Genomic DNA, 25,163 nt, shown 5'->3' with positions numbered 1-25,163 from the left:
AAAACCCCGTATTAAGTGAGAGAGCGTTACAGGGGGTTACTTCTTGATCCAGCCCAGGGTGGACCAGTCCGGAACCTGGGAGAGGCTCTGGAAGAGGGACGGGCCGTAGTTGGCCAGGCCGGTGCGGACGAAGGAGATCTGCGGGCCGTTCATCACAACTCCCATGGAGAAGTACTTGGACATGTGTTCCTTTTCTACGTCCATGGCCGCCTTGTTGCGCTCGGCGTTGTCCTCGATGGAGGCGAGATCGGCGATCTTCTTGTCCAGTTCGGCATCGCCCAGTCCGTTCAGGTCGGTCTTGGAGTCGTAGTACTGCTTGACGGCGTCCGTGGCGTCCGGGCCCACCGTGTAGCCGGAAACGCTAACATCGAAATCGCGTGCGCCCATGACCTTGCCGAAGTCGGCAGAGGCGCGCTGGTCGATTCCGACGTCCATGCCGCCTGCCTGCAGCTGCTTCTGGAGCGTCTGGGTGAAGGCGAGGGTGGTGGGATCGTCGCCGAAGTTGCTGATCTTGAAGGCAGCGGGCATTCCGTCTTTCTCCATGACGCCGGCGGCGTTGGCCTTGTAGCCGGCGTCGGTCAGTACCTTCTTGGCTGCATCCGGACCGGTCTCCTTTACGGGGTAGTTGTCCTGGTAGTACTCGGAGAACGGCAGCAACATCATGGAACCAGAGCTGGGCTCCTCCCAGTTCAGCCCGTTGAAGCGGACCTTGCGCAGGGCGTCGCGGTCGACGGCGGCAAACATGGCTTTCCGGACGGCAACGTCAGTGATCTTCTTGGCATTGATGTTCATGCCGCCCGCGAAGAGGCGCTGACCGCGGCGGACCTCGGAGTCCTTGGTACCCTCCAGTTGCTTGTAGAGGGACATGGTGTTGGCTGACATGGCGTCGATCTCGCCGTTCTTGAAAGCGGCGATCTGTGCGCTGGTCTCCAGCTGGCGGAAAACGACGTTTGCCAGGACCGGCTTGGTACCCCACCACTTGTCGTTGGGAACCAGCGTTACCGTCTTGGCTGCCGTGTCGTACTGGTCCAGCTTGAACGGTCCGGCCATCCACTCGGGGTGCATTTCACCGTTGAAGCCTTCGTTGAAGAGTTCAGGCGTGTTCACAGCAGGGTGGATCAGGCCGAAGAAGAGGGCATCCAGCGGGTAGACCGGCTGGGTGGTCTTGACGATGACTTCCTTGTCGCTGCTGCCGGCCTCAATCGACTCAACGAATTCGTAGGCTCCGGAGCTCACGATGTCGTAGCCGGCATCCGGGCTCTTGAGGATGTTCCAAGTGTTCTGGAAGGCCTTGACGTCGATCGGTGTGCCGTCGTTGTACGTGGCCTTGTCATTGACCTTGATGGTGACGGTCTGCTTGCCGTCCACCACCTTGCTCTCCACGGACTCGCAGAAGTCCTTGTTCGGTGTTGCCTTGCCGACGAAGTCAACCTTCCAGCAGCCGCCGATGCCGCCGCTGTTCACAGCCGCCGGGTTCATGGGGATCTGCAGGGCGGAGTTGTCCGCGCTGTTGCCGTTGTTGGAGAACCCGTTGAAGTCGGGCCCGATGTTGCCGAGGGGCAAGGTGACCTTGCCGCCGGGCTCAAGATCAGCGGCCGGCTTCTCGTTGATGCTGATGAGCTTGGCGAGGTCGCTGCCTGTCCCCTGCCCCTGAGCGGTTTCCGGTCCGGTGGGTGTTCCTCCACCGCCGCAGGCCGTCAGCGTCAAGGCTGCGGCAATGGCCGCTGCGCCGCCGATCTTGGTCAGATTCCTCATGGTTTTCCCTTCATAGGTGCGGGTGATGCTTGTGATGGGTCGAAAAAATCTAGGGTGCATGGGGTTCCGCTGTTCCGTGGACCACCAGCATGTGCTCGTCCAGTTCGCCGTCCGGGAAGAAGCAGGCGAACTGCTGGTCCGGCCCGGGCACCGGACCAGCCCTCAGAACCTGCACCGCCCCCGAAGGCTGCACGGGTTCCAGGGGCGGCTCCAGAGTCAGGCACTGCTCCTGCTTCGCAGCCGGAAGCGCCGCGAAGACGGGGCAGCGCGTGGCGAAATTGCAGCCCTTCGGCGCATCCAACGGGGACGGCAGATCCCCCTGGAGGATGATCCGCTCCCGGGTGCGCTCGAACTGCGGGTCGGGGACAGGGATCGCGGACAACAGTGCGCGGGTATACGGGTGGCGGGGGTTATCGAAGACCCGGTCAACCTCACCGATCTCGACGATCTTGCCCAGGTACATGACAGCCACCCGGTTGGAGATGTGGCGGACCACGGAGAGATCGTGGGCCACCATCAGGTAGCTGAGCCCCAGCTCGGCGCGGAGCTTGTCCAGGAGGTTGATGACGCCGGCCTGGACCGAGACGTCCAGCGCGGACACCGGCTCGTCCAGGACCACCAGTTTGGGGTTCACGGCCAGGGCCCGGGCTATGCCGACGCGCTGCCGCTGGCCGCCGGAGAACTGGTTGGGGAACCGGTTGACGTGGTCCGGCTGCAGGCCCACCAGTTTCATGAGTTCCATGATGCGTTTTTTGATGTCCGGCTTGCTGAGTCCGGCGTTCTGCAGCGGCTCGGCCAGGACCTCGTAGACGGTGAAGCGGGGATCGAGGGCGCCGGTGGGATCCTGGAAAACCATCTGCATTTCCCTGCGCATGGCGCTTTTGGTCTTGGCGTCGGCGGCCTGCTTGTTGCTGATGCCGCCGATGATCACCTCGCCGTCCTGGTCCTTATGGAACTCCATAATTTCCAGCAGGGTGGTGGTTTTGCCCGACCCGGACTCGCCCACGATGGAGAAGCATTCGCCTTCGCGGATGTCGAAGCTCAGGCCGTCCACGGCCTTCACGGTGCCGATGCGCCGCTTGAGCAGGGCGCCCTTGGTCAGCGGAAAGTGCTTGCGGACATCCCTGAGTTCCAGCACTGTTGAGCGTTCCGCGCGGGGGATGAGGTCAAAGCGGGAGGCAGGGACCGGTGGGGCGGAAAAGATGTCGTGGACATCCACGTCCTCGCCGAGGGAGCCGGATTTGATGCAGGCCGCGTGGTGGTAGTTAGCTCCCGGAACCGGGTTCAAGGAAGGCTCGCCCTGCAGGCAGGCGTCGGTCACCAGCGGGCACCGCGGCGCGAAGGAGCAGCCGGTGGGGGTGTGGAGGAGGTTCGGCGGGATGCCATCGATGGGGACCAGCGAGGATTTCTCCGCGACGTCCACGCGTGGGACCGCCCCGAGCAGGCCCATCGTGTAGGGCATCCGGGGATCGTAGTAGATGTCATCCACGCTGCCGGTTTCCACCGGCTTACCGGCATACATCACCATGATGTCGTCGGCGATGCCCGCCACCACGCCCAGATCGTGCGTGATCATCACCACGGCGGCACCCGTTTCCTCCTGCGCCTTATGCAGCACCTCAAGCACCTGGGCCTGGATGGTGACGTCCAGGGCCGTCGTCGGCTCATCCGCGATCAGTACGCGCGGATTGTTGGCGATGGCGATGGCGATCATCACGCGCTGGCGCATGCCACCGGAGAACTCGTGCGGAAAGGCCCGGAGCCTGTTCCGGGGGCTGGGAATGCCCACCATCGCCAGGAGTTCGACGGCACGGGTTTCCTTCGCCGCCTTGCTCATGCCCGGATTGTGGATGGTGAGGGCCTCGGTGATCTGGGTTCCCACCGTATACACCGGAGTGAGGGAGGACAGCGGGTCCTGGAACACCATGGCGATGTCGTTGCCGCGGTAGGCACACATGGCTTTGTCGCTCAGGCCCAGCAGTTCCTTGCCCTTGAGCCTGACCGAGCCGGAAATCTCGGCAGTGGCAGGCAGCAAGCCCATGATGGCCAGCGATGTCACCGATTTGCCGGACCCGGACTCCCCTACGATTCCCAGGGTTCTTCCGGGCATCAGGTCGAAGTTGACGCCCCGAACGGCATGCACAGCCCCGTTTTCGGAGTTGAAGCCGACGTTCAGGTCCCGGACGGACAGGACAGCGTCCGACGGCGAGTGGAGGCCGGCGATGTGGAGCCGCTCGGCGGCGGTGGGGGCCGGGTCAGCCGGCTCAAGGAAGGTGCTCATTTGCTCTTCTTCTCTGCGCTGTTCTTCTTGGCCCGGCCAACCGAGCTGGAGCTCGGGTCAAAAGCGTCACGCAGGCCATCGTTCATCATGGCCAGGGATCCCGTGAGCAGGAACATCACGGTGAGCGGGACCCAGAACATCCAGGGGAAGGTCTGGACCTGGGACGTGGCGCCGCCAATCAGCACGCCGAGGCTCACATCCGGCACCTTGATGCCGATGCCGATGAAGGAGAAAGCCACTTCGGCCAGGATGGCCCCGGTGACGCCGCGGGTGATGTCCAGGACCAGCAGCGATCCGATGTTGGGGACCAGGTGCCGCCACACGATGCGCCGCGGCGGGACGCCCATGTACTGGGCCGCTTTGACGAAATCGCGCTGCATCAGCGACATGGACATCGAGCGGATAAGCCGCGCGGTCCCCATCCAGCTGAACACCAGGAGCACGATGATCAGCAGGAGCCAGCTGGGGAGGTTCTTCTTCAGGCCGTCCCCTCCGCCGCTGGTGGCCACCGCCACCACCAGCAGGGCGGGGATCATGATGAGCGCCTCCAGGACGAAGAGCATCACCTTGTCCACTTTTCCGCCGAAATAGGCCATGGTGCAGCCGTAGACCGCTGCGACCAGGACGGACACGAGGCCCACAATCAGGCCGATCAGGATGGAGATCCTGGTGCCTTCTACAGTCATGGCGTAGAGGTCGATGCCGGCCTGCGACGTGCCCAGGAAGTGGTCAGCGGACGGCGGCATGCCGATGTTGAAGGGGTCCAGGGTCTCCTTGTCCCAAGGAGTAAAGAACCCGCCCACGAAGGAGAAGAGGGTCAGGCCCAGGAAGATCGCCAGCCCGGCGACGGCCGTCTTGTTCCGCATAAAACGGCGGAAAATGATGGTGGACTTGGCAATCACCACATCAGCGCTTTCGAGATGCGCGTCCTGCGCGACCGCCGCCGGATCAATGGCATTGAGGTTGGTCATGGCTACTGCACCCTCACTCTCGGGTCCACAAGCGTGGTGGCAAAGTCGGCGAGAATGGCGCCCACGGCGAAGATAACCGAGCCGTAGGCGAGGGTGGCTGTGGCCGCATTGACGTCCTGCAGAGAGATGGCGTCAATGCTCCAGGAGCCCACACCGGGCCAGGCGAAGATCTTCTCCGCGAAAAAGCCGCCCGCGAAGATGGCCGGGATGGTGAACGCGATGCTTTGAGCGACCGGGATGAACGAAACCCGAAGCGCGTGCCGGGTAATGGCCTGGTTCCGCGTTAGCCCCTTGGCGCGCGCCGTGCGGACGAAGTCCGCATTGACGTTATCCAGCAGGTACTGGCGCTGCGCGATCTGGTACGAACCCCAGCCGACCAGGGTGATGGCGATCGTTGGAACCGCATAGTGGCCCACCATGTCCACAAACTGCGCCCACCCGGGCTGCATGCCCGGCGTGGAGATGCCTGTCACGAAGAAGATGCGCTCCCCGACGGTTTCGTTGATGTTGATGGCACCGAGCTGCACCAGGAAGTAGGCAATGGGGGCGGGCACGATGTACGCGAGGTAGCTGTAGGAGGTGATCACCCGGTCCTGGAACTTGTACTGCCGGGCCGCCGAGTACACCCCGAGGGCGACGCCGATGACAAGGGTCAGGACGATGGATGCCAGGAAGAGCCGGGTGGAGATCCAGACGCGGTCCCCGAATTCAGCGTTGATGAATGCGCCGTTGGGGCTGCGTCCCCAGTCCCAGCGGGTCACGATCCCTGAGAGCCACTCCACGTAGCGCTCCCACGGGCTGAGGTCCGGGTCCAGGCCTTTCAGGCGCATGGAATTGGCTACCTGCTCGGGTGTGGGACGGGGAATCCGTTCCTGTTCGAGGAGCGCCGGCTTAAGCGAACTGACCGCCAGGAAATAGCCGGCAGACGTGGTCAGGAAAATCATGAAGACGTAGGTGATGCCGCGCTTGGCGAGGTACCTGATCATTTGGCAGCTACTTCAGGATCTTTGCCACCTGGACTATGGACGAACACTCCAAGGGGTCACCTTGGGCTGGCAACGGAGTTCCTGCCTTCACTGCATCCACGTTCCAGATCCTTCCGATTTCCCCGGCCCGCGACGGGTCTCGCCGCCACCGGGTTTCCACCAGCGTGTAGCCGGTCTCCTGCGACCAGCTCAGATAAGTCCGGGTGGACTATGTTGCGGGTCACATTCCAGAGGAAACTACCACAGAGTAGCGTCCGGAATGCGGGCACCTGTGCGGAATCCGTGCCCGCCGTATCAGATTGTTATGAATAATTCAGTGGAATTGATTTGACTGGACCATTCGCCAGATCTAGGCGTATCCTACCGCCCGCGGACCACACGAGTGACAAGGTCCCGCCAGGAATCGGTCAACCGCTCGGGCGCCAGGCCTTGGGCGCGGACCGCGTGCAGGAGCCGGTCCGGATCCAGCGTGGCGGCCAGGGACATGGCCATCAGCAACGGGTCCGCATCCATGCCTGCTTCCCGCAGGAGGTGCTCGATATGGCGCTGCCACAGTATGACTGCCGGGACCTCGTAGCGGCCGTGGTGCGAAGACTCAGCAGCCCTCGCCAGGTCCCCGTGCTCCATCACATACGCGATCCGCTCCGCACCGAAGGCGATCAGCCGCTCCAGCCCCGGAGCGCCCGGCCCCAGGGGCGGGGGGCCGAACATAAATCGGGCTTGGAAGGCGGCCTCGGAATCGCTCAGCAACGTCATCATCAGCCCGGCGCGACTGCCGAACCGGCGGAAGACGGTGCCCTTGCCCACGCCGGCCCGCTCGGCCAGCCTGTCCATGGTCAGGGCATCCGGGCCGGACTCGGCAATCAGCTCCCGGGCCGCGCACAAAAGCCGCTCACGGTTCCGCGCAGCGTCACTGCGCTCAGCGGGCGGCCCGGAGAGCGAACCGGGCAGCAGTGGGATAAAGCTCACAGTCCTTATCCTAATCCCGGGAATAATAATCGGACTACGGTCCGTTTAGACAATGAAGGCACCAAGCCTCCACCTTCCACCGGCCAGCGGTCCCGTCCGCAGCCTGACCCCAGGAGTCCATATGTCGAAGAGCACCGTTCTTACCCTTGTTGGCAGCCTCCGCGCCGAGTCCACCAACCAGAAGCTCGCCGAAGCCATCCAGCTGAACGCCCCCGAGCAGGTTGACGTCGTCATCCACGAAAGCCTGGGCAACATCCCGTTCTACAACGAGGACATCGACGTCGAAGGCCAGGTTCCCGCCGCTGCCGCCGCCCTCCGCGCGGCCGCCAAGGAAGCGGACACCCTTCTCCTGGTGACCCCGGAACACAACGGCACGGTGCCCGCATCGCTGAAGAACGCCATCGACTGGCTGTCCCGCCCCTTCGGCGCCGGCGCCCTCTCCGGCAAGCCCACCGCCGTCGTCGGTACCGCATTCGGCCAATTCGGTGGCGTGTGGGCCCAGGACGAAGCCCGCAAGGCAGTGGGCATTGCCGGCGCCCAGGTGCTTGAGGACGTCAAGCTCGCAGTCCCCGGCTCCATGGTCCGCTTCGCCGAGCTGCACCCGAAGGACGATGCCGAGGTAGTGGAGCAGATCAAGGGCGTCTTCGACGCACTCGCCGCCGCCCAGCCGGCAGCGTAAGGCAGCCGCACGCAGCGGCCATAAACCACCAAATGCCCCGGCCACCGAAAGGTGTCCGGGGCATTTGTTATCTCGCCGTAAGCAGGAACGGGACCAGCCACCGCGCACGTGACCAAGTCTTGTTCCAACCGGTACCGGGCCGGCATTTCCAGGGCGGAGGGACCGCCGTAACGTTAAATGCACGGAAAGCATTGGGGACGGGAACGCGGTGCAGAGATGGCAGGCAGGCAGAGCGCCGGAATGCTGATGGCGACGGCGGCAGCACTTACTCTTCCGCTGTGGCTGGGAGGCTGCGCCCCCGCTTCGAACCCGCGTACGGGCAGCAGCGTCCCGGCCGGTGCAACTACGCTTGAACGCCCTGACCGCGCCCAGCAGCCCCTGGTTCCAGTTCCGCAGCCGCAGGCGCCCCCGCCGGCCACCGCTGCGCCCGCCGAGGCCACCGGCCCGTCCTCCGGCTCGCCCCCCGGGCCTTCAAGCCAAGCGTCAGGCGGGGTTACGGGAACACCGGAGCGGAGCCTGGGCACCGGTCCAGCGTCCGGACCGGCTTCGCCCGGGACTCCCACGCCCGGTGCCGGTGCGGCACCCGGCGCACCTAAGGCGGCAAGCCCATCGCCGGCTCTGGCGCCCTCGGCGCCGCCCCCGGCCGTGCCGGCCCCTGGCCTGTCCGCCGGATTCCAGACGGTGACCGCCTACTACGTACTGCTGGACGACGGCGGGGCCGCAGGTGTGCGCTTTGGCTGCAACGACAGCCTGGCCGGCGTCCGCCGTACCGTGGCCGGATCCGCGGAACCTTTGGCCAACGCCATGCGCGCCCTCCTGGACGGAGCCGCAGAGCCTACGCCAGGGCTGTACAACTCCCTGTCCGGCTCAACCCTGACGTTCCTGTCCGGCACTTTCGACGGTACGTCCGTGACGGTCTACCTGTCCGGCTCGATCCGTCCAGCGGGAGTGTGCGACATCCCGCGTATCGAGGCCCAGCTCACACAGACTGCCGTAGCGTCGGTGGGCGCAATCCGCGCCGACGTTTACGTCAACGGCGTGGGGCTCGCCGAAGCATTGCGCCTTAGCTAGGGCCAGTTGATCAACATATGTTGCCTGATTAGCAACTTCCAGCTGTATGCTGAGGATGTGAGCCACGAAACACTTGATGCCGGCGCAGTGCAGCTACCGGCCGAAGCCATTGATGCCATCGAGCGCGCGGCCACGTCCGCCCACCGCGCCGCCCATCCCCACGAGGCGCTGTTTTCGGAACGCGCAGCCAACATTAAGCAATCGGCGGTCCGGGACGTTTTTGACATCTCGATGCGCCCCGGGCTGGTGTCCCTTGCCGGGGGCAGCCCCTACCTGCAATCCCTTCCGCTGGAGCGGCTGGCCGCCACGGCTGCAAGCATCATCGCCGACGAGGGGCTCACCGCCCTGCAATACGGCGGCGGGCAGGGCACCGAAGAACTGCGCACCCAGGTCTGCGAGGTGATGGCGGCCGAAGGAATCCTGGACGCGCTCCCGCAGAACATAGTAATCACCGCAGGCTCGCAGTCGGCCCAGGATGTGGCCGTCAAGGTCTTCTGCAACCCGGGGGACGTGGTGCTGGTGGAGAATCCCACCTACGTGGGCGCCCTCAACACGTTTGAGGCCTACCAGGTGGAGGTGGCCACCGTGGAGATGGACGACGACGGCCTGGTACCTGAGCTGCTCGAGGCCAGGATCGCCGCGCTCCAGACGGCGGGAAAGAACATCAAGTTCCTCTACACGATCCCCAACTTCAACAATCCCTCGGGGATTACCCTGGCGGAGAAACGCCGTCAGCGGGTTGTTGATATATGCCGGAACGCGAATATTCTGGTGCTGGAGGACAACCCCTATGGGCTCCTCCGGTACGACGGGAAACCACTGCAACCGCTCCGCGCGGCCAACCCCGATGATGTCATCTACATGGGATCCTTCTCCAAGATCTTTGCCCCCGGCCTGCGCATCGGCTGGGCGTTGGTCCCGGAGCACCTTCAGCGGCGCTACTACCTTGCATCCGAATCCGTGACGCTGTGCCCGCCGACGCTGAACCAGATGCTGGTGTCCGCCTACCTCAGGGACTATGACTGGAAGGGCCAGATCGAGACCTACCGGGAACTGTACGCCGGGCGATGCACTGCCATGCTCGCGGCCCTGGACGAACACATGCCCGCCGGCACCAGCTGGACCAGCCCGGAAGGCGGCTTCTTCGTCTGGGTCACACTGCCGGAAGGCGTGGACACCTATCCCCTGCTGCAGAAGGCGATCGACGCCGGTGTCGTCTTTATCCCCGGGGCTGCATTCACCCCGTCTGATGCGCCGTCCAACAAGCTGCGGCTGGCGTTCAGCGCGGTTCCGTCCGACGCCATCAAGGAAGGTGTCCGCCGTTTGGCACCGGTACTGCGGGAAGCCCTTGCAGCGCTGTAACGTTGGCCGGACTGAGTGTGGCCAAGAGTGAATCTGAACAAGGAGTACAAAGCATGAGCGGAATTATTGTTGTTGGCGTCGACGGCAGCGGCACCGCCAAGAAGGCCGCCGAATCGGCCCGGGATCTCGCCGCCGCCGTGGGTGCCTCGCTTCACGTCGTCTCAGCCTTCGACAGCGACCGTACCGAGATCTTCGGCTCTGGCAGCGACCAGTGGATCGTTTCCGACGCCGACGGTGCCGAGCATGTTGCCAAGACAGTGGCCGAGGCCCTGGCCGGTTCCATCAAGGTGACCTACTCGGCCGCCCGCGGCAAGCCTGCCGAAGCGCTCATCAAGGAATCCGAGCGACTGGGCGCCACGATGATCGTTGTGGGCAACCGGCGGATGCGCGGCATCGGCCGGGTCCTGGGAAGCGTGGCCAACAGCGTGGCCCACAATGCCACGTGCGACGTCTACATTGCCAACACCTACGACGCCGACTAGCTGACAACGGGACACGATGCACCGGCCGCACCGCGCGACGGTGCATGGTGTCCGTTCTCACCCCTTAAACGCCGGTTTCAGCACCCGGCCGGCGATAAAATGGAAGGGCCCTCAACGGAGCGGACAACTACTCTCCACTCCAGCCAAAGGGGCCCCCTTGCTAACTCTTCAGCGCCGCCAACTTGTTGGCCACGACATCCTCCTGGCCCGCCACGGCAACCACATCTGCTCCATGCGTGTGGACCGCGGCAACGGCCGCGTCATTGCCCTGCTGGATGACGGCTCCCTGGACAGTGCACCCAACCTCATCTCGCCGGGACTGCGCCTGCCGGAGACCCTCGAGAGCGTGCTGCGCGGCGACTGGAAATTCTTCGCGGCCATCGCAGGCGTTGCCCTGGTTCTTGGCGGCCTGATGTTCGCCACATCCGCTGCCTTGGCTGGCGCCATGGCGGGGAATCCCGAAATGGTCGAGATGATGACGTCCTACTCCGCCTACGGTTACTGACACCAGGCTCTGCTAGGTGAGCCAGCCGCGCAAAAGCCACCAAAGGCCCGCCATCACCAAGCCGCCAAAAAGCGAACCGGCCACAACCTGCGCCAGGGTATGTGCGCGGAGCACCATCCGCGACCAACCGACGGCGGGAACCAGCAGGAGCAACGGCAGCCAGGCCGGACCTAGCATCAGGACATAAATAACTGTCGCCGACGATACCGCCGCAGCGTGACCGCTGATCTTCCAGACGGGGCTCACCGCGGCCAGCACAATGATGCCGGCGATGATGGCCAGCACCATGACCATTACGCTTCGCGGGGCATTGGCGGCCTGCAGCACCACCAGACCGGCGGCAACAAATCCAAGCGCCATCAGCAGCACGGGCGCGCGCTGTTTGCGGTTGCTGACGTGATGGTCCGTGACCTTGCCCAGCCGCACGAGCCCCAGGAGCACCAGGAGCGGCAGCACACACACAAACAGCGCGGCCAAGGCTCCATAGCCAATGGTGCCAGGGAATCCGGCCTCGACCACGGGGCTGAGGAGGAGTTGAAGCGTCACCACCACCGGTGGTTGGAACACCTCAGTCAGCCACCTGGCTGCCCGGTCCCTGGACCGAACGGCAGCCTGGTGCACGGTATTGATGCTCGTGATCCCGGCAGCCCTAGTCCAGCAGGAGCGCCGGCTCCTCAAGGATCGCGGCGACATCGGCCATAAAGCGGGCGGACAAGTCACCGTCCACTACGCGGTGGTCAAAGGAGCCGCCGAGCGTGGTGATCCAGCGCGGAATGACTTCGCCGTCCAGGACCCAGGGCTTCTGCTTGATGGTTCCGAACGCCACAATTGCCACTTCGCCCGGGTTGATGATCGGGGTTCCCGTATCGATCCCCAGCGCACCGATGTTCGTGACAGTAAGCGTTCCGCCCTGCATTTCGGCGGGCTGGGTCTTGCCCGCCCGGGCCGTGGTGGCCAGGTTGTTCAGAGCCAGTGCCAGTTCCTTGAGTGACAGGTCCTGGGCGTCCTTAATGTTGGGAACCATCAGCCCGCGCGGGGTGGCTGCGGCGATGCCAAGGTTCATGTAGTGCTTGACCTGGATCTCGGCGGCGTCGGTCCCGTCCACGTTGTCTACCCAGGTGGCGTTGACGCTGGGGTTCCGCGCGGCAGCCCAGATGACGGCCTTGGCCAGGATCAGCAGCGGGGAAACCTTGATTCCCTCAAAGTCGCGCGAAGCCTTCAGGCGCTTGACGAACTCCATGGTGCGGCTGGCGTCAACATCAACAAAGATGCTCACGTGGGGGGCCGAGAACGCCGACTCCACCATTGCCTTGGCCGTCGCCTTGCGGACGCCCTTGACTGGAATTCGTTCAATCCGCTGGTCCTGCGGCTTGCCGGCCTTGCCCCAGAAGCCCTCGGCCTGGTCCAGCTCTGCATCGCGCTGGGACTGGTAGCTGACCAGGTCCTCGCGCGTGACTTCGCCGCGGGAGCCGGTGGCCACCACATCGGCCAGATCGATCCCCAGATCCCGGGCAATCTTGCGGACGGGCGGCTTGGCCAGGACGCGGTTAACGAGGCCGGTGATGGTTCCGCCGAGGGTGGGACGGTTATCGACGACGCCGGTGTTTGTGCTTGGCGAAATCCGGGCGGGAGGGCCGGTCCGGGTCTCGACAGGCTCGGCCACCGGGTTTTCGCCGGCACGCTCGACCACGGGGACCGGGGCTGACCCGGCCTGGGCGGCAGGTGCCGACTTCCGGGGACGGCGCTTGACGGCGTCGGCCTTGGGGCCCGATCCCACCAGCGGACCGCCGGCCAGGGCACTGCCCGCCGTGCCGCCGTCATCCGTGGGAAGCTTGCCGTACAAGGGCTGGACCGGAGTGGTGGGGGCCGGGACGTCAGCGGGCGTCGGGTCGCCGGAAACGGCGTCCGAGACGCTGATGATGGCGGTTCCGACGTCGATGGTCACGCCCTCGGGGACCAGCAGCTCGGTGACGGTGCCGGCGAAGGGGGATGGCAGCTCAACGAGCGACTTGGCGGTCTCGATCTCGCACAGGACGTCGTTGATGGCGACGGTGTCCCCCGGCTTGACCTTCCAGGAGACGATTTCCGCCTCGGTGAGGCCTTCGCCCACGTCGGGCAGGTTGAACTTGTTCAGAGTCATGGTGTCCTCTTTCGAGCCAAGCGGGAGCGGGAAGCGTGAGCGGGGGAAGGTGCCTGCGCCTAGTAGGCCAGGGAGCGGTCCAGCGCCTCGAGGATGCGGTCGATGTCGGGGAGGTAGTCTTCCTCGACCTTCGCCACCGGGTACGGCATATGGAAGCCGCCCACCCGGATCACGGGAGCCTCCAGTGAGAGGAATGCCCGTTCGCTGATCCGGGCTGCGATCTCGCCGCCGATGCCGCCGAACGTCGGCGCCTCATGCGCCACAACAAGCCGGCCGGTCTTCTTCGCGGACGCAGTGACGGTGTCGAAGTCGATCGGCGAAATGGAGCGCAGGTCGATGACCTCGATGCTGTGACCGTCCTCGGCAGCGGCGTCGGCAGCGGCAAGGGCCACCGGCACGAGCGGTCCGTAGGCCACCACTGTGGCGTCCGTGCCCTCGCGGAGTACATGGGCTTTAAAGGGATCGGCAGATGCGCCGGGAGAATCAGTGTTGACCTCGCCCTTGAGCCAGTAGCGGCGCTTCGGTTCGAAGACGATCACGGGGTCCTGGCACTCCACTGCCTGCCGGATCATCCAGTAGGCGTCGTGGGCGTTGGACGGTGTGATGATGCGCAGGCCTGCGGTGTGGGCGAACAGCGCCTCCGGTGATTCCGAATGGTGCTCAATGGAGCCGATACCGCCGCCGTATGGGATCCGGACAACGACGGGAACGGTGAGGCTGCCGTTGCTGCGGGCGTGCATCTTGGCCAGCTGGGTGGTGATCTGGTTGAAGCCTGGGAACACAAACCCGTCGAACTGGATCTCGCAGACGGGCAGGTAGCCGCGCAGGGCGAGGCCGATGGCCGTGCCGATGATGCCGGACTCCGCGAGCGGTGTGTCCACCACGCGGTCCGCGCCGAACTCCGCGAGAAGGCCGTCGGTGACGCGGTAGACGCCGCCCAGGGCTCCGATGTCCTCGCCCATAAGCAGGGTACGCGGGTTGTTGTCCAGGGTGGCGCGCAGGCCCTCATTAAGGGCCTTGGCTATGGTCATGGTGGTCATCAGCGGGCCACTCCTGTCGCTGCGTCATCCGGGTCCGGGCTGCTGGGTTCAGCGCTGTGCTCCGGCGTCTCAGCGAAGCTTGCGCTGTACTCCTCAAACCAGGCCAATTCCTCGGCCACCAGCGGGTGGGCCTCGACATAGGTATTGGCGAAAGCCGTCCGGATGTCCGGGGTCTCGAGGTCGTACGTGGTCTTGCGGACGTAGGCGGCGAGTTCGTCGCCGTCGGCCTTGACCTGCTCAAAGAAGGCGTCATCTGCCAGCCCCTGGGCCCGGAGATACTTTTCCAGGCGGTCCAGCGGATCCTTGGCCCGCCACAGGGTTTCCTCGGCGGACTCCCGGTACTTTGTGGGGTCATCAGCAGTGGTATGCGCACCGACGCGGTAGGTGAAGGCCTCGATCAGCACGGGGCCGTTGCCCTCGCGGGCATGTTCGAGCGCCCACTCGGTCACTGCGTGGACGGCGATCGCATCGTTGCCGTCCACCCGGATGCCCGGGAAACCGTAACCTTTGGCGCGATTGGACAGCGGTATGCGGGTCTGCACCGAGCTGGGAACGGAGATGGCCCAGTGGTTGTTCTGGCAGAAGAACACCACCGGAGCGTTGTAGGAGGCGGCGAACACCATGGATTCGTGGACGTCGCCCTCGGAACTGGCACCGTCACCGAAGTAGACCATCACCGCTGCCTTGGGCTCGGCCGGCCGGTCCGCAGCTGCATCCGCGGCGACTGCAGCTGCCGCGAGCTTCTGGTCCCGCTGGATCCCCATGGCGTAGCCGACGGCGTGCGGCGTCTGCGCGGCCAGGACCAGGGTGTAGAGATGGAAGTTGGTGTCCTTAGGGTTCCAGCCACCGTTCGAGACGCCGCGGAACTGGCGCAAGAGCTCAGCGAGGTCCACATTGCGGGTCAGTGCCACGCCGTGCTCACGGTAGGTGGGGAAGATGTAGTCCTGCGGCTGACTGGCCCGGCCGGAGCCGATCTGCGCAGCCTCCTGGCCGGTCAGCGGGACCCACAGGGCCAGCTGACCTTGGCGCTGGAGCGCGGTTGCCTCCACATCAAAGCGGCGGATCTTGGCCATGTCAGCGTAGAAGCCACGCAGCTTTTTACCGTCCAGCCGATCTGCATAGGCCGAGAAGACCGGGTCCGTCCCCAGGGTCCCGTCAGGCGCCAGCAACTGCACCATAGGCTCGGCCGGGCTGCCCAGTTGGGCCTCGGCTTCAGCCTCGAGTTGGTCGTCTGCCGCTGTCTGATCGAACTCGGTGGAGGGCAGATGTGTGGCGCCCATACCGTCTCCTTGCTTGCCGCATGCGGATGCATTGCAATGTCGCTGGGATATATGCCATTGGAGGAATGCATTCCATTGGTGGCATATATATTGGCTTACTGGTCCTTACTTTATCTTCAGTAGGTGCCGCTCCTGATGCATGTTAAGCGCTAGGAACGTCGCGGCGCCTTTGTATAGTCTGCACAGAGCTCGAGGAACCGACTGTTGGCTTCTGCCTCGCCTATGCTGACCCGCACGCCTTCACTGCCGAAGGCCCGCACCGAAAGTGCCTGTTTGCCCGCCAGTTCGGCAAATTCCGTGCTGTTCTCGCCGAGGTTCAGCCAGATGAAGTTGCCCTCCGCCTCTGGCACAAACCAGCCGAGCTCACGCAGCCCGCTGGTTACCCGGGTTCGTTCGTCCACGATACTTTGTACCCTTTCTACAACCAGCGGGTAGTTCTGCAACGAGACGATGGCTGCTTTTTCCGCGATCTGTGACACGGAGAAGGGCGTAGCCGTGACGCGAAGGTACTGGGTCAGCCCGGGGTTAGAGATGCTGTAGCCCACGCGCAGGCCCGCCAATCCGTGTGCCTTGGAGAACGTCCGGAGCACCACAACATTCGGGTATTTTCGGTACATTGCGATGCCGTCCACGGCATCGCTGGCACGGACGAACTCCTGGTAGGCCTCATCGATAACCACCACGACGTCGGACGGGACCGCCTGGATGAACCGCTCCGTTTCGGCAGTGGTCAGGGTGGGCCCCGTGGGGTTATTTGGGGTGCAGAGCAGGATGACCCTGGTGCGGACGGTCACGGCTGCAGCCATGGCGTCGAGGTTGTGGCGTCCGTCTGCCGTCAGCGGGATGCGGACGCTTTCCGCACCCACCAGGCCAACGCTGATGGGATACGCCTCGAAAGACCGCCACGCATAAACCACTTCGTCAGCCTTGCCGTCGTCGTTCTGACCGGCGAATGTGGACAGCAGCTGGTTCAGGGCACCGAGGCTTCCGGCTCCCGCGACAATGTCCTCGGCCGGTACCGCCAGGAACTCGGCGAGCGCAGCACGAAGTTTGCTGCTCAAGGGGTCGGGGTAGCGGTTGAAGTCCGTCTCGTTGGAAATCGCCTCCAGCACCTCCGGAAGAGGGGGCAGGGGGTTTTCGTTGGAGGAGAGCTTGTAGCTGGCCAGCCCGTCCACGGCGACGGGAGGCAAGCCTGCGGCGTAGCGGGGAAGCCGGCCAACCACAGGGCGCGGCCGGATTTCGCCAGGCAACATCTCTGATGAAGTCATGCAAACTAGCCTACTTCGCCTGAACGGCAGGGGTTGGGCGGGCGCACGGGTGGGGCTCAGGGGCAGTGTGACAGCATGGGCGTGTGCGCTCTTTTATTGTTCGAGTCCTCATCAACGGGCTGGCCCTCTGGATTGCCAGCTGGATACTGCCGGGCCTGGATATCTCTACTTCGGCGACTACCGCAGCGGTAGCCAACACGGGCGTAACGCAGGGCACGGAGACCGTCGGCATCATTCTCGCGTACCTGTTCATCGGTTTGATCTTCGGTGTGGTGAACGCGTTCGTCCGCCCCCTGGTCAGCCTCCTGTCCTTGCCCATCACCATCCTCACGCTGGGCCTGTTCACCATCGTCATCAACGCCGCCATGCTGTACCTGACGTCCTGGCTCAGCAGTTACACGCCGGTGCACTTCGCCATCGACTCGTTCTTCTGGACGGCAGTCCTCGCAGCCATCATCATCACGCTCATATCGCTGGTCGCGAGCAGGGTTCCGGGCGGCCGCCGACGCTAGCCCGGCGGATCACCGCGCCCGGCCGATCTCAGCGGGCCGCGGTGGAGGGTCGGGCGTGGGCTTCGTTACAGGTTCGGGTGGCTTCGAACGGGTCAGCGCGAAGCGGGTGGCAGTTGCCGTGCCGCCTGCCCCCAGGACGCCGCTCAGGACGGCGGTTGACGCCACGAGTGAAGGATCGTCGCTCACTGCAACCTGCCGGGCGCCTGCCTGGTAGTTGCTGAGCCGATGGCCTGGACCGATGCCGAATTCACCACCTTCGGGCGTGGTGACGGGACTGTTGAGGGTCACCGTAACCCGGTTTCTGGCGTCCGGGTTCGGTGTGCCGTCAGCTCCAGGCACCCAATCCTGCCTATGCTCCAGATGGAGTGCTGTGACGCCGACCTGCGGAACGATGCCCCCTACGGGGGACCCTGCAGTGAGAACATATTCCATGTCGTATTGGTTGAGGAACCCTTCGTCGGCCGCAAGGTTCATGGCGTGGATTCCACCTTGGCTGTAGCCCACCGCCACGACCGGCGCCCCTCTTTCCGCGCCTGCATCCTGCAGGGCCCGTAACACCGCCGCGTTGATTTCTGCGGAGCTATGGCCCAGCCCTTCAACGATGCCGGCTTCATCGAACGGATTCACGCCGCCAATTTCACCTCCGGCCTGCGTTCCGGGAATGACCACCACGTAGGCCTTCCGCTCCCCGTTATCCACTTCGACGACTTCGATGTAGCCTTCACCGCGTTCATCGATGATCTGCGCCCGTGCCAACAACGCAGCCGGAGAGCCGTCGAATTCAATGGGCAGCGTCTCCTTCTTTTCCAACGTGACCGGACGCGGCTGAAGGATTCGGTTTGAACGCCCTGACACACCGGCAAGCAAAGGAACGGCGGACGCAATATGCCTGCCCGCCGCCACGTCTGCCGCGAGCGCTACCCAAAAGCGCTCCGGGGAGACTGCCAGCAAGGCAGCCATGGCCAAAGGGCCTGCGACGAGCTCCGCGACTTCCCTGTTGGGAACGAAGCCCAACCCGAGATCCCCCGCCTGCCGACCGAGAGTTTCCGTGCTGGTCAGGCCGCCGCCCATGCCGCGCGCGAAACCCGCCCAGGCTTCAGCCGTTTCGTAATCCCGCTTGCTGGCCCGCACCTGGTTACTGATTCCCTGCAGCTCTGCGCGCACGGCCTGGACGCTCCACTGCGCCTCGCCGACGCCAATCAGGGCCGCCGTCCCGGTGGGACGCGCTTCATCCTGGTAAGGACACAGGTCTTCCCAGATGCGGCGCACCTCCACTTCCACGGCAGCCAGCTCCTCTGCAGCAGCGTCAAGCTTCTCCGCGCCGCCGATGAGCTCCTCCAACTGAAAACTGATGCCGCCAACGCCGCCCCTGATTTCCATTCCGCCGTCCACGGCAGGTCCCGTCAACTGGATTGGTCCGCCGCTCCCGGACGGGGTTACCTCGGCCATCAGTACCGCCCCGCCGGGTTGCCGGCGGAAGCTCCCACCGCCTGTGCGTGGCGTCGCACCGAAGACAACGCATCCTCGAGCCGCGCCCGTGCCCTTCCGAGCGCCGCCTCCTGTAGTGCTACCGAATTCCGGTAGGCCTGCCCCGCAGGCGACTGCCAGTCCAGGAGCTGGATCTCGCGAAAGCCGCCAAGGACCTTTTCCACCCTCCCCAAGCAAAGATCAACCCGGGCCGCCAACCGCTGAACCTCATAACCGCGGGACATGCATGCCGCCATGTCGGCTGCCGTCACGTCACTGCCCATGCCCGCTCCCCCCTTCCGGCTACCCGGACGAATATCTGGTCCGGGTAGCCAAGTCCTGAACCCCGACGGTACGGAAGGCCGCCCGCACGACGGAAGCATCGCCGTCGGCTATGTGGACAAGTCACGCCGTTGTGAACATCAGACGGTCGGCTTAAGCGGCAGTGAAGAGTTCATGAAAGAATCAGCACATGCCTGAAACTGCCGCCACAGCTGATACCCGCACGCCCTCCGGACGCCTGGCCCTCGCCGCGTCACCGGACCAGATCGCCCTGGGCCCGCTGGACGGCCGTTACCAGTCCGCCGTCGCGCCCCTCGTTGACTACCTGTCCGAGGCAGCCCTGAACCGTGACCGCGTGGCCGTGGAAGTCGAGTGGCTCATCCACCTGACCAGTAATAACGTCCTTCCCGGCGCAGGCCAGCTCACCGTGGAGCAGCAGAAAAAGCTCCGCGCGATCGTCACAGAATTCAACTCCGCCTCGGTGTCCGAGCTCGCCGAAATCGAAGCGGTCACGGTCCATGACGTGAAGGCTGTTGAGTACTACATCGGCCGCCGTCTGCCCGGCGTCGGCATCGGGAACCTGACAGCCATGGTCCACTTTGGCTGCACGTCCGAGGACATCAACAACCTTGCTTACGCCCTGGGCGTCAAGGGTGCTGTGGAGGACGTGTGGCTGCCAGCAGCACGCGCCCTCGTGGCCCAGATCAGCAAGATGGCCGAGGAGAACCGTGCGGTTCCCATGCTGTCCCGCACACACGGCCAGCCGGCCACGCCCACCACCCTGGGCAAGGAACTGGCAGTCATCGCGCACCGCCTGACCCGCCAGCTGGACCGGATCGCCAAGACCGAATACCTGGGCAAGATCAACGGCGCCACCGGAACTTATGCAGCCCACGTGGCCTCCGTCCCCGGCGCCGACTGGCAGCAGGTGGCCAAGTCCTTCGTCGAGGGCCTGGACTTGACGTGGAACCCGCTGACCACCCAGATTGAAAGCCACGACTGGCAGGCCGAGCTTTACGCCGACGTTGCCCGGTTCAACCGGATCCTGCACAACGTCTGCACGGACGTGTGGAGCTACATCTCCATCGGCTACTTCGCCCAGATCCCCGTGGCCGGCGCCACCGGATCATCCACCATGCCGCACAAGGTCAACCCCATCCGGTTCGAGAACGCCGAGGCCAACCTGGAAATCTCCTCCGGCCTCCTGGACGTGCTCGGCTCAACACTGGTGACCTCCCGCTGGCAGCGCGACCTCACCGACTCCTCCAGCCAGCGCAACATCGGCGTGGCGTTCGGCCACTCACTCCTGGCGATCTCCAACGTGGCCAAGGGCCTGGACCGCCTCGACGTTGCCGAAGACATCCTCGCGGGCGACCTCGACACCAACTGGGAAGTCCTGGGCGAGGCCATCCAGATGGTCATGCGCGCCGAGGCGATCGCCGGCGTCGAAGGCATGGAAAACCCGTACGAGCGGCTCAAAGACCTCACCCGCGGCCAGCGTGTGGACGCCGCCCGCATGCGGGAATTCGTCCAGAGCCTGGGACTCTCCCCCGAGGCCGAGGCACGGCTGCTCGCCCTCACACCGGGCAAGTACACCGGCATCGCGGACCAGCTGGTGGACCACCTCAATTAAGCCGGCTCGCTCGGCCATAAACGTACGACGGCGGCGCCGGGTCCTTCGAGGGCCCGGCGCCTTCCTTTGGTTAAGCCTGCCGAAACCTGTTGCCGTGGCCGCGCCCGGTTCGTTCCCGCCCGGTTGCCGGCCCGGCTATAGGCGGTGCATGTGCGACACGCCGTGTCAGGCCACCCGCAGGCACCAGCAACTGGGCAGGAACGCACGACAGCGGCACGGCAGGCCGACGCCGGAATTCGCCGCCGGATGCGAAACTGGAGTCATGAAGCTGCTCCTCATCCGCCACGGACAGACCCCCGGAAACGTTCTCGGCCAGCTGGACACCGCCCACCCCGGCCCCGGGCTGACCGAACTGGGCGAACGCCAGGCAGAGGCCATGGCACGGTCCCTGGCCAACGAGCAGATAGGCGCCCTGTACACGTCAACGCTTCTGCGGACCCAGATCACGGCCGGCCCGCTGTCCCGGCTCCACGGTCTTGAAGTTGAAATCCTGGATGGTCTGCACGAAATCGAGGCAGGGGCCCTGGAGAAACTGACCGACCACGAGTCGCACATGCGATACATGGGCACGGTATTTGCGTGGGCAGCCGGTGACCTGGACCGCAGGATGCCTGCCGGCCCTAACGGCCACGACTTTTTCGAACGGTTCGACGCCGCCATCAACCGGATTGCCGAGCGCGCGGCCAGCAATGGAGGCACCGCCGTCGCGGCCGTCGTGAGTCATGGCGCCGCCATCCGCACCTGGACAGGTCTCCGCGCCGCCGGCGCCGACCATGAGTTCGCGGCCCGGCATGTCCTTTCCAACACCGGCATCGTGGCCCTGGAAGGGGACCCCGGCGCCGGCTGGAAGCTGATCCATTGGGACGGGAGCCCGGTGGGCGGCCTCGCCCTTACGGATCCGACCGCCGAGGACCCCACCGGCGAGCCCGTGTAGCCGCTGGGAAACACTGGACGCACTACGAGCACGTCGCGGCGGAGGACCTTCAGGACTACAGCCCGGAGACCCTGAACCGGCGGGCCCGATCCTACGCGGAACCAGCGGCCATTCGCGCTCCCGAAACCCTGGTCCGCCGGCAGCCCGAAGTTCTCCGGACGCTTACGCCAAGGAAACACCACGGTAACCACGGGCTCTTAGGATTATCAGGCATCACCCTTCGGCGAAACGAGGCAGTCATGCAGACCAATCCGCGGCTCAACATCCGTTCGGTCACCTGGTCCAACCCCGTGGGCGCCGATCTGCGCAGGGCCCAGCAGGCGGAACTGGACGCCCGCTTCGGTACCCCTGACCACGAACCGGGGACCCCGCCGTCGGGCGCCGACTGCGCCGTGTTCCTGGTGGCGTACGACAAAGGCTCGGGACAGCCCGTGGGCTGCGGCGGACTCAGGCTCCTGGACAGCGCCACTGCCGAAATCAAGCGGCTTTACGTGCTCCCGTATACGCGGGGATCGGGCGTGGCCAGCTCCATCCTGGCGGCCCTCGAAGCAGAGGCGCACAAGCAGGGCATCACGCGCATCAAGGCCGAAGCGGGCTCGGCGCAGCCGGACGGCCGGAACTTCTACGAGAACTCCGGCTTCGACTCCGTCCCCAACTTTGGCGCTTACGTGGGAGTGGAGCACTCGTACTGTTACGCCAAGTCGATTGACTCGCACAGCGCCGCCCACACCGCCATGGCGTGAGCCAAATCCGGGCGGCGGCCCGTTACACACAACAGCTACGACGTAACGTGCGCCGCGGCACGCTAACCTCGCCATATGGAATCCACTGACATCACCTTCCGCACCCGCAAATGGATCCGGCCGGAGGACCTGAACGCCAACGGAACCCTTTTCGGAGGAAGCCTGCTGAAATGGATCGATGAGGAAGCCGCGATCTACGCCATCCTCCAGCTTGGCAACGGCCGCGCAGTCACGAAGTACATCTCGGAGATCAACTTCGTGAGCTCCGCCGTGCAGGGCGACCTGGTGGAGATGGGCCTGACGGCAACGCGCTTCGGCCGGACATCCTTGACCATGCGCGCCGAAGTCCGCAACATGATCACGCGCCAGAGCATCCTCACCATCGAAGAGATCGTCTTTGTGAACCTCAGCCCCGCTGGCAAGCCGGAGCCACACGGCTACACCGAAATCACCTATGAGCGGGACCGGATTCCCACTCATCACCTGACCGAAACGCTCATCCAGGACTGACGACGGCGGACGCCTTACGCCGCCCGGCCCCGCGTCACGTCACCGCCATGGGTCCGTGGGTCGTACGGCATAGGATCGATAGCCGGACCCCTTGAAAGGACTCTCTTGGCCAAGCTCTACTTCCGCTACGGCGCCATGAACTCCGGCAAGTCCACCGGACTCCTGCAGGCCGCTTTCAACTACGAGGAGCGCGGACAGCGCGTCCTGCTGGCCAAGCCTGGCGTGGATACCAAAGGCGATACGGACATTGTGTCCCGGCTGGGCATGACACGGTCCGCGGACTTCCTGCTGTCCGCCACCACCCCCGTGCGCGAACTCTTCGCCGCCCATGCGGCCGGCGATGACCCGGATGCGCTGCTGGAGCACGTGGACCAGAAGCCGGTGGCCTGTTTTCTGGTGGACGAGGCCCAGTTCCTGACGCCGGCCCAAGTGGATGACCTGTTCCGCATCGCGGTCCTGGACAACGTCCCGGTACTGGCTTATGGCATCAGGACCGACTTCCTGACCCATGCCTTCCCGGGATCACGCCGGCTTCTGGAGGTGGCCCACACGCTGGAAGAGCTCAAGACCATTTGCCGTTGCGGGCGCAAGGCCATCTTCAACACCCGGCGGGTTGGCAACAGGGTGGTGTTCGACGGCGATCAGGTGGCCATCGACGGCCAGGACGTCTGGTACGAATCCCTGTGCGGGTCCTGCTACCTCGAGGAGTCTGGCGGCCGGCTGGGTTCCTGAGGCCTGGCGCCGCGCCCGGCAACCCTCCCGGCTCCGGATTACATCCGGCTCAGCTCACACCCGGCGAACCCGGCACCCCCGGCACCCGCCGCACCCGCCGCCAGAGGACAGGTGCCAGCACCACGGCGATCCCGACGGCGGCACCGATCACCGTCTCGACAATCCGGTCCCGGAGCAGGCTGGTGGGCGCCGATCAGAAGGCAGAACGCGGTGGTGAGGACGGCCACCAGCATCCCTTCCCAGAGCGGCGGCTGGTTGGGGATCGAGGCAATGGCCGCGAAAGCGAAGATGTGGAACTGGGACCCGGCAGGCCGCAGCCGAAGCCAGGAGATGGCCGCTGACGTACACATCGATCCTACGCCGCAGCCTGTTCCCACGATCGGAACTGCAGGGCAACGCCGCCGAAACACCACCCTGTGATTCTTGAGGCATGAAGCCCACCGCAAGGAAGCCTGCCGCGGCTGATTTGAGCTGTGAAGTCTGCGGCCTGATGCCGGAACCGACCAAGACCCGCCTGACCTTGGCCAACGTGGCCGTTATGCTCCCGATCGAACTGCTGGTCCATGCCCTCGTGGTGGAAACTCACCTGCCGTATTTTGCCAAGGTCCTGGTTCTCACGTTCACCGCCACCGTGCTGGTGATCTGGGTGGCGGAGCCCTCAGCCGCCCGGATCCTCCGCGGCTGGCTGCACGCGCCGGCCCTCCGGCACCACAGGAAGCTGGGCAGCGCACCGGCGTTGTGGCGGGCGCGAACGGTGCTCCAGGACCACCCGGGGTCGCTGCAGAAAATCACCCGGGCGCTGGCCCGACTGGACACCAACATCCTCAGCATCCATGTCCACCCGGTTGCCGGCGGCGTGCTGGACGAGTTTGTGCTCTCGGCGCCGGGGAACCTCAGTGAACGGCACCTGCTGGAGGCACTGCACGACGGCGGCGGCTCGCGGTCGCGGGTCTGGCCCACCACCGCCCTGGCCATGGCGGACGGTCAGACAAAAGCGCTGAGCCTGGCGGCCCGGATCGCCGATGCCCCTGACGAGCTGCCGCTGGCAGTCGCCGAGCTGCTTCGTGCCCGCATCCTCACGCCTGCGGAGGCGGTCCTGGAAAAGCACGACACCGGCACCCGCCTGAAGATCCCCACCGCCTGGCACGGACCCATCACGTTCGCCCGTCCCGGCGAACCGTTCACACCCGCCGAGTCAGCCCGCGCTCACCGGCTCGCCGAGCTCGCCGAAATCTTGGCCCATCGGCCTGCCGCCAGCTGCCAGCACTAGTGCCCGGCACTGGGCCGCCGTCGACCAGACCCGGCAAGCGGAAGGCCCGAACCACACTTCTCCCTGCCGCGGCGCAGGCAGTCACAATCCGTTTTTAAGGCCCGCACCGGCGCAATTGAAGAAAAGCCTTGACAGTGGCGCGGCTCACTTCTACCTTTAATTTTGGGATCCCAAAACGGGATCCCAAAAGATGCACGTCATTTCCGGCGCTTCCCAACGCGCAATCCGGAGCCACATTCTTCAATCACCCGCCCGCCCGCGGGCCATATTTTCCAAAATCCCGGATCTCTC

General features: G+C 64.9%; 24 protein-coding genes and 1 pseudogene. 12 read left to right on the top strand and 13 right to left on the bottom strand.

What is annotated here, in order from left to right; translation table 11 throughout:
- Nucleotides 1-36 precede the first annotated feature (36 nt).
- The 5 genes from DAD99_RS09430 to DAD99_RS09410 all read right to left on the bottom strand — a co-directional run bounded on the left by DAD99_RS09430 (nucleotide 37) and on the right by DAD99_RS09410 (nucleotide 6,962).
- A complete protein-coding gene (locus DAD99_RS09430; RefSeq protein ID WP_193341313.1) occupies nucleotides 37-1,755 on the bottom strand; it encodes an ABC transporter family substrate-binding protein in 1,719 nt (572 codons plus the stop codon).
- Between the two features lie 49 nt (nucleotides 1,756-1,804).
- Nucleotides 1,805-4,036: an ABC transporter ATP-binding protein gene (locus tag DAD99_RS09425; protein WP_193341312.1), complete on the bottom strand. Its 2,232-nt coding sequence runs from the start codon at nucleotides 4,034-4,036 to the stop codon at nucleotides 1,805-1,807.
- The gene (locus DAD99_RS09420) at nucleotides 4,033-5,007 is read right to left on the bottom strand and encodes an ABC transporter permease (protein WP_185261950.1); all 975 of its coding nucleotides are present in this window, start codon (nucleotides 5,005-5,007) and stop codon (nucleotides 4,033-4,035) included. The genes DAD99_RS09425 and DAD99_RS09420 overlap by 4 nt, the downstream gene beginning before the upstream one ends.
- A 2-nt stretch (nucleotides 5,008-5,009) precedes the next feature.
- Entirely contained in the window at nucleotides 5,010-5,993 is a 984-nt protein-coding gene (locus tag DAD99_RS09415; RefSeq protein WP_193341311.1) for an ABC transporter permease, read from the bottom strand.
- Nucleotides 5,994-6,353: 360 nt separating this feature from the next.
- Nucleotides 6,354-6,962 (bottom strand): TetR/AcrR family transcriptional regulator, encoded by a 609-nt coding sequence (locus tag DAD99_RS09410; protein ID WP_193341310.1) that lies wholly within the window; start codon nucleotides 6,960-6,962, stop codon nucleotides 6,354-6,356.
- A gap of 121 nt (nucleotides 6,963-7,083) precedes the next feature.
- Here DAD99_RS09410 and DAD99_RS09405 point away from each other — a divergent pair, with 121 nt between their 5' ends.
- From DAD99_RS09405 to DAD99_RS09385, 5 genes are all read left to right on the top strand, one after another.
- Nucleotides 7,084-7,641 carry an NAD(P)H-dependent oxidoreductase gene (locus DAD99_RS09405; protein WP_193341309.1) on the top strand — a complete coding sequence of 186 codons (558 nt, stop codon included), beginning with the start codon at nucleotides 7,084-7,086 and terminating at the stop codon, nucleotides 7,639-7,641.
- 216 nt (nucleotides 7,642-7,857) lie between these two features.
- Nucleotides 7,858-8,712, top strand: coding sequence for a hypothetical protein (locus tag DAD99_RS21660; RefSeq protein ID WP_227007841.1), 855 nt, complete (start codon nucleotides 7,858-7,860; stop codon nucleotides 8,710-8,712).
- Between the two features lie 57 nt (nucleotides 8,713-8,769).
- Complete coding sequence (locus DAD99_RS09395; RefSeq protein WP_193341308.1) at nucleotides 8,770-10,074, top strand: PLP-dependent aminotransferase family protein; 1,305 nt, start codon at nucleotides 8,770-8,772, stop codon at nucleotides 10,072-10,074.
- A gap of 53 nt (nucleotides 10,075-10,127) precedes the next feature.
- Nucleotides 10,128-10,556, top strand: a complete 429-nt coding sequence (locus DAD99_RS09390) for a universal stress protein (protein WP_185261955.1) — start codon at nucleotides 10,128-10,130, stop codon at nucleotides 10,554-10,556.
- 157 nt (nucleotides 10,557-10,713) lie between these two features.
- Nucleotides 10,714-11,061 carry a hypothetical protein gene (locus DAD99_RS09385; RefSeq protein ID WP_193341307.1) on the top strand — a complete coding sequence of 116 codons (348 nt, stop codon included), beginning with the start codon at nucleotides 10,714-10,716 and terminating at the stop codon, nucleotides 11,059-11,061.
- A gap of 12 nt (nucleotides 11,062-11,073) precedes the next feature.
- Here the strand turns inward: DAD99_RS09385 and DAD99_RS09380 are convergent, their stop codons facing one another.
- The 5 genes from DAD99_RS09380 to DAD99_RS09360 form a co-directional block, all read right to left on the bottom strand.
- Nucleotides 11,074-11,682: a phosphatase PAP2 family protein gene (locus DAD99_RS09380; protein WP_375372197.1), complete on the bottom strand. Its 609-nt coding sequence runs from the start codon at nucleotides 11,680-11,682 to the stop codon at nucleotides 11,074-11,076.
- Between the two features lie 28 nt (nucleotides 11,683-11,710).
- The gene (locus DAD99_RS09375; protein WP_193341306.1) at nucleotides 11,711-13,201 is read right to left on the bottom strand and encodes a dihydrolipoamide acetyltransferase family protein; all 1,491 of its coding nucleotides are present in this window, start codon (nucleotides 13,199-13,201) and stop codon (nucleotides 11,711-11,713) included.
- Nucleotides 13,202-13,260: 59 nt separating this feature from the next.
- Nucleotides 13,261-14,241 carry an alpha-ketoacid dehydrogenase subunit beta gene (locus DAD99_RS09370; protein ID WP_193341305.1) on the bottom strand — a complete coding sequence of 327 codons (981 nt, stop codon included), beginning with the start codon at nucleotides 14,239-14,241 and terminating at the stop codon, nucleotides 13,261-13,263.
- Complete coding sequence (locus DAD99_RS09365) at nucleotides 14,241-15,521, bottom strand: thiamine pyrophosphate-dependent dehydrogenase E1 component subunit alpha (RefSeq protein ID WP_193341304.1); 1,281 nt, start codon at nucleotides 15,519-15,521, stop codon at nucleotides 14,241-14,243. The genes DAD99_RS09370 and DAD99_RS09365 overlap by 1 nt, the downstream gene beginning before the upstream one ends.
- A gap of 149 nt (nucleotides 15,522-15,670) precedes the next feature.
- Nucleotides 15,671-16,789 (bottom strand): histidinol-phosphate transaminase, encoded by a 1,119-nt coding sequence (locus DAD99_RS09360; protein ID WP_193341303.1) that lies wholly within the window; start codon nucleotides 16,787-16,789, stop codon nucleotides 15,671-15,673.
- 83 nt (nucleotides 16,790-16,872) lie between these two features.
- Between DAD99_RS09360 and DAD99_RS09355 the strand changes: the two genes are divergently transcribed.
- Complete coding sequence (locus DAD99_RS09355; RefSeq protein ID WP_193341302.1) at nucleotides 16,873-17,301, top strand: phage holin family protein; 429 nt, start codon at nucleotides 16,873-16,875, stop codon at nucleotides 17,299-17,301.
- Nucleotides 17,302-17,310: 9 nt separating this feature from the next.
- On the opposite strand, the gene DAD99_RS09350 is transcribed toward DAD99_RS09355, so the two are convergent.
- A complete protein-coding gene (locus DAD99_RS09350) occupies nucleotides 17,311-18,750 on the bottom strand; it encodes a hypothetical protein (RefSeq protein WP_193341301.1) in 1,440 nt (479 codons plus the stop codon).
- Entirely contained in the window at nucleotides 18,750-19,052 is a 303-nt protein-coding gene (locus tag DAD99_RS09345; protein ID WP_193341300.1) for a hypothetical protein, read from the bottom strand. Before DAD99_RS09345 ends, DAD99_RS09350 begins: the two co-directional genes overlap by 1 nt.
- Nucleotides 19,053-19,240: 188 nt before the next feature.
- Here DAD99_RS09345 and purB point away from each other — a divergent pair, with 188 nt between their 5' ends.
- The 5 genes from purB (at nucleotide 19,241) to DAD99_RS09320 (ending at nucleotide 23,602) form a co-directional block, all read left to right on the top strand.
- A complete protein-coding gene (purB, locus tag DAD99_RS09340; RefSeq protein ID WP_193341299.1) occupies nucleotides 19,241-20,683 on the top strand; it encodes an adenylosuccinate lyase in 1,443 nt (480 codons plus the stop codon).
- A 262-nt stretch (nucleotides 20,684-20,945) separates the two neighbouring features.
- Nucleotides 20,946-21,617 carry a histidine phosphatase family protein gene (locus tag DAD99_RS09335; protein WP_193341298.1) on the top strand — a complete coding sequence of 224 codons (672 nt, stop codon included), beginning with the start codon at nucleotides 20,946-20,948 and terminating at the stop codon, nucleotides 21,615-21,617.
- Between the two features lie 239 nt (nucleotides 21,618-21,856).
- The gene (locus tag DAD99_RS09330) at nucleotides 21,857-22,360 is read left to right on the top strand and encodes a GNAT family N-acetyltransferase (RefSeq protein ID WP_185261967.1); all 504 of its coding nucleotides are present in this window, start codon (nucleotides 21,857-21,859) and stop codon (nucleotides 22,358-22,360) included.
- 75 nt (nucleotides 22,361-22,435) lie between these two features.
- Nucleotides 22,436-22,870, top strand: coding sequence for an acyl-CoA thioesterase (locus DAD99_RS09325; protein WP_082575848.1), 435 nt, complete (start codon nucleotides 22,436-22,438; stop codon nucleotides 22,868-22,870).
- 105 nt (nucleotides 22,871-22,975) lie between these two features.
- The gene (locus tag DAD99_RS09320) at nucleotides 22,976-23,602 is read left to right on the top strand and encodes a thymidine kinase (RefSeq protein WP_193341297.1); all 627 of its coding nucleotides are present in this window, start codon (nucleotides 22,976-22,978) and stop codon (nucleotides 23,600-23,602) included.
- 188 nt (nucleotides 23,603-23,790) lie between these two features.
- Here the strand turns inward: DAD99_RS09320 and DAD99_RS21655 are convergent.
- A pseudogene (locus DAD99_RS21655) lies at nucleotides 23,791-23,943 on the bottom strand (FUSC family protein); the annotation flags it as partial.
- A gap of 89 nt (nucleotides 23,944-24,032) precedes the next feature.
- On the opposite strand from DAD99_RS21655, the gene DAD99_RS09310 reads away from it, so the two are divergent.
- Nucleotides 24,033-24,872 carry an ACT domain-containing protein gene (locus DAD99_RS09310; protein ID WP_193341295.1) on the top strand — a complete coding sequence of 280 codons (840 nt, stop codon included), beginning with the start codon at nucleotides 24,033-24,035 and terminating at the stop codon, nucleotides 24,870-24,872.
- The last annotated feature ends 291 nt before the right edge of the window (nucleotides 24,873-25,163 follow it).

Source organism: Pseudarthrobacter sp. AB1 (assembly GCF_014926485.1).
Classification (GTDB): domain Bacteria; phylum Actinomycetota; class Actinomycetes; order Actinomycetales; family Micrococcaceae; genus Arthrobacter.
The sequence above is the reverse complement of the archived record's forward strand: the minus strand, read 5'-3'. Positions and strand labels throughout refer to the sequence as shown.

Coding starts and splice junctions, on each gene's coding strand:
- DAD99_RS09420 (WP_185261950.1), bottom strand. CDS start 5,007: ATGACCAACCTCAATGCCATTGATCCGGCGGCGGTCGCGCAGGACGCG.
- DAD99_RS09335 (WP_193341298.1), top strand. CDS start 20,946: ATGAAGCTGCTCCTCATCCGCCACGGACAGACCCCCGGAAACGTTCTC.
- DAD99_RS09345 (WP_193341300.1), bottom strand. CDS start 19,052: ATGGGCAGTGACGTGACGGCAGCCGACATGGCGGCATGCATGTCCCGC.
- DAD99_RS21660 (WP_227007841.1), top strand. CDS start 7,858: ATGGCAGGCAGGCAGAGCGCCGGAATGCTGATGGCGACGGCGGCAGCA.
- DAD99_RS09390 (WP_185261955.1), top strand. CDS start 10,128: ATGAGCGGAATTATTGTTGTTGGCGTCGACGGCAGCGGCACCGCCAAG.
- DAD99_RS09405 (WP_193341309.1), top strand. CDS start 7,084: ATGTCGAAGAGCACCGTTCTTACCCTTGTTGGCAGCCTCCGCGCCGAG.
- DAD99_RS09360 (WP_193341303.1), bottom strand. CDS start 16,789: ATGACTTCATCAGAGATGTTGCCTGGCGAAATCCGGCCGCGCCCTGTG.
- DAD99_RS09430 (WP_193341313.1), bottom strand. CDS start 1,755: ATGAGGAATCTGACCAAGATCGGCGGCGCAGCGGCCATTGCCGCAGCC.
- DAD99_RS09310 (WP_193341295.1), top strand. CDS start 24,033: ATGAAGCCCACCGCAAGGAAGCCTGCCGCGGCTGATTTGAGCTGTGAA.
- DAD99_RS09370 (WP_193341305.1), bottom strand. CDS start 14,241: ATGACCACCATGACCATAGCCAAGGCCCTTAATGAGGGCCTGCGCGCC.
- DAD99_RS09350 (WP_193341301.1), bottom strand. CDS start 18,750: ATGGCCGAGGTAACCCCGTCCGGGAGCGGCGGACCAATCCAGTTGACG.
- DAD99_RS09375 (WP_193341306.1), bottom strand. CDS start 13,201: ATGACTCTGAACAAGTTCAACCTGCCCGACGTGGGCGAAGGCCTCACC.
- DAD99_RS09415 (WP_193341311.1), bottom strand. CDS start 5,993: ATGATCAGGTACCTCGCCAAGCGCGGCATCACCTACGTCTTCATGATT.
- DAD99_RS09330 (WP_185261967.1), top strand. CDS start 21,857: ATGCAGACCAATCCGCGGCTCAACATCCGTTCGGTCACCTGGTCCAAC.
- DAD99_RS09325 (WP_082575848.1), top strand. CDS start 22,436: ATGGAATCCACTGACATCACCTTCCGCACCCGCAAATGGATCCGGCCG.
- purB (WP_193341299.1), top strand. CDS start 19,241: ATGCCTGAAACTGCCGCCACAGCTGATACCCGCACGCCCTCCGGACGC.
- DAD99_RS09425 (WP_193341312.1), bottom strand. CDS start 4,036: ATGAGCACCTTCCTTGAGCCGGCTGACCCGGCCCCCACCGCCGCCGAG.
- DAD99_RS09365 (WP_193341304.1), bottom strand. CDS start 15,521: ATGGGCGCCACACATCTGCCCTCCACCGAGTTCGATCAGACAGCGGCA.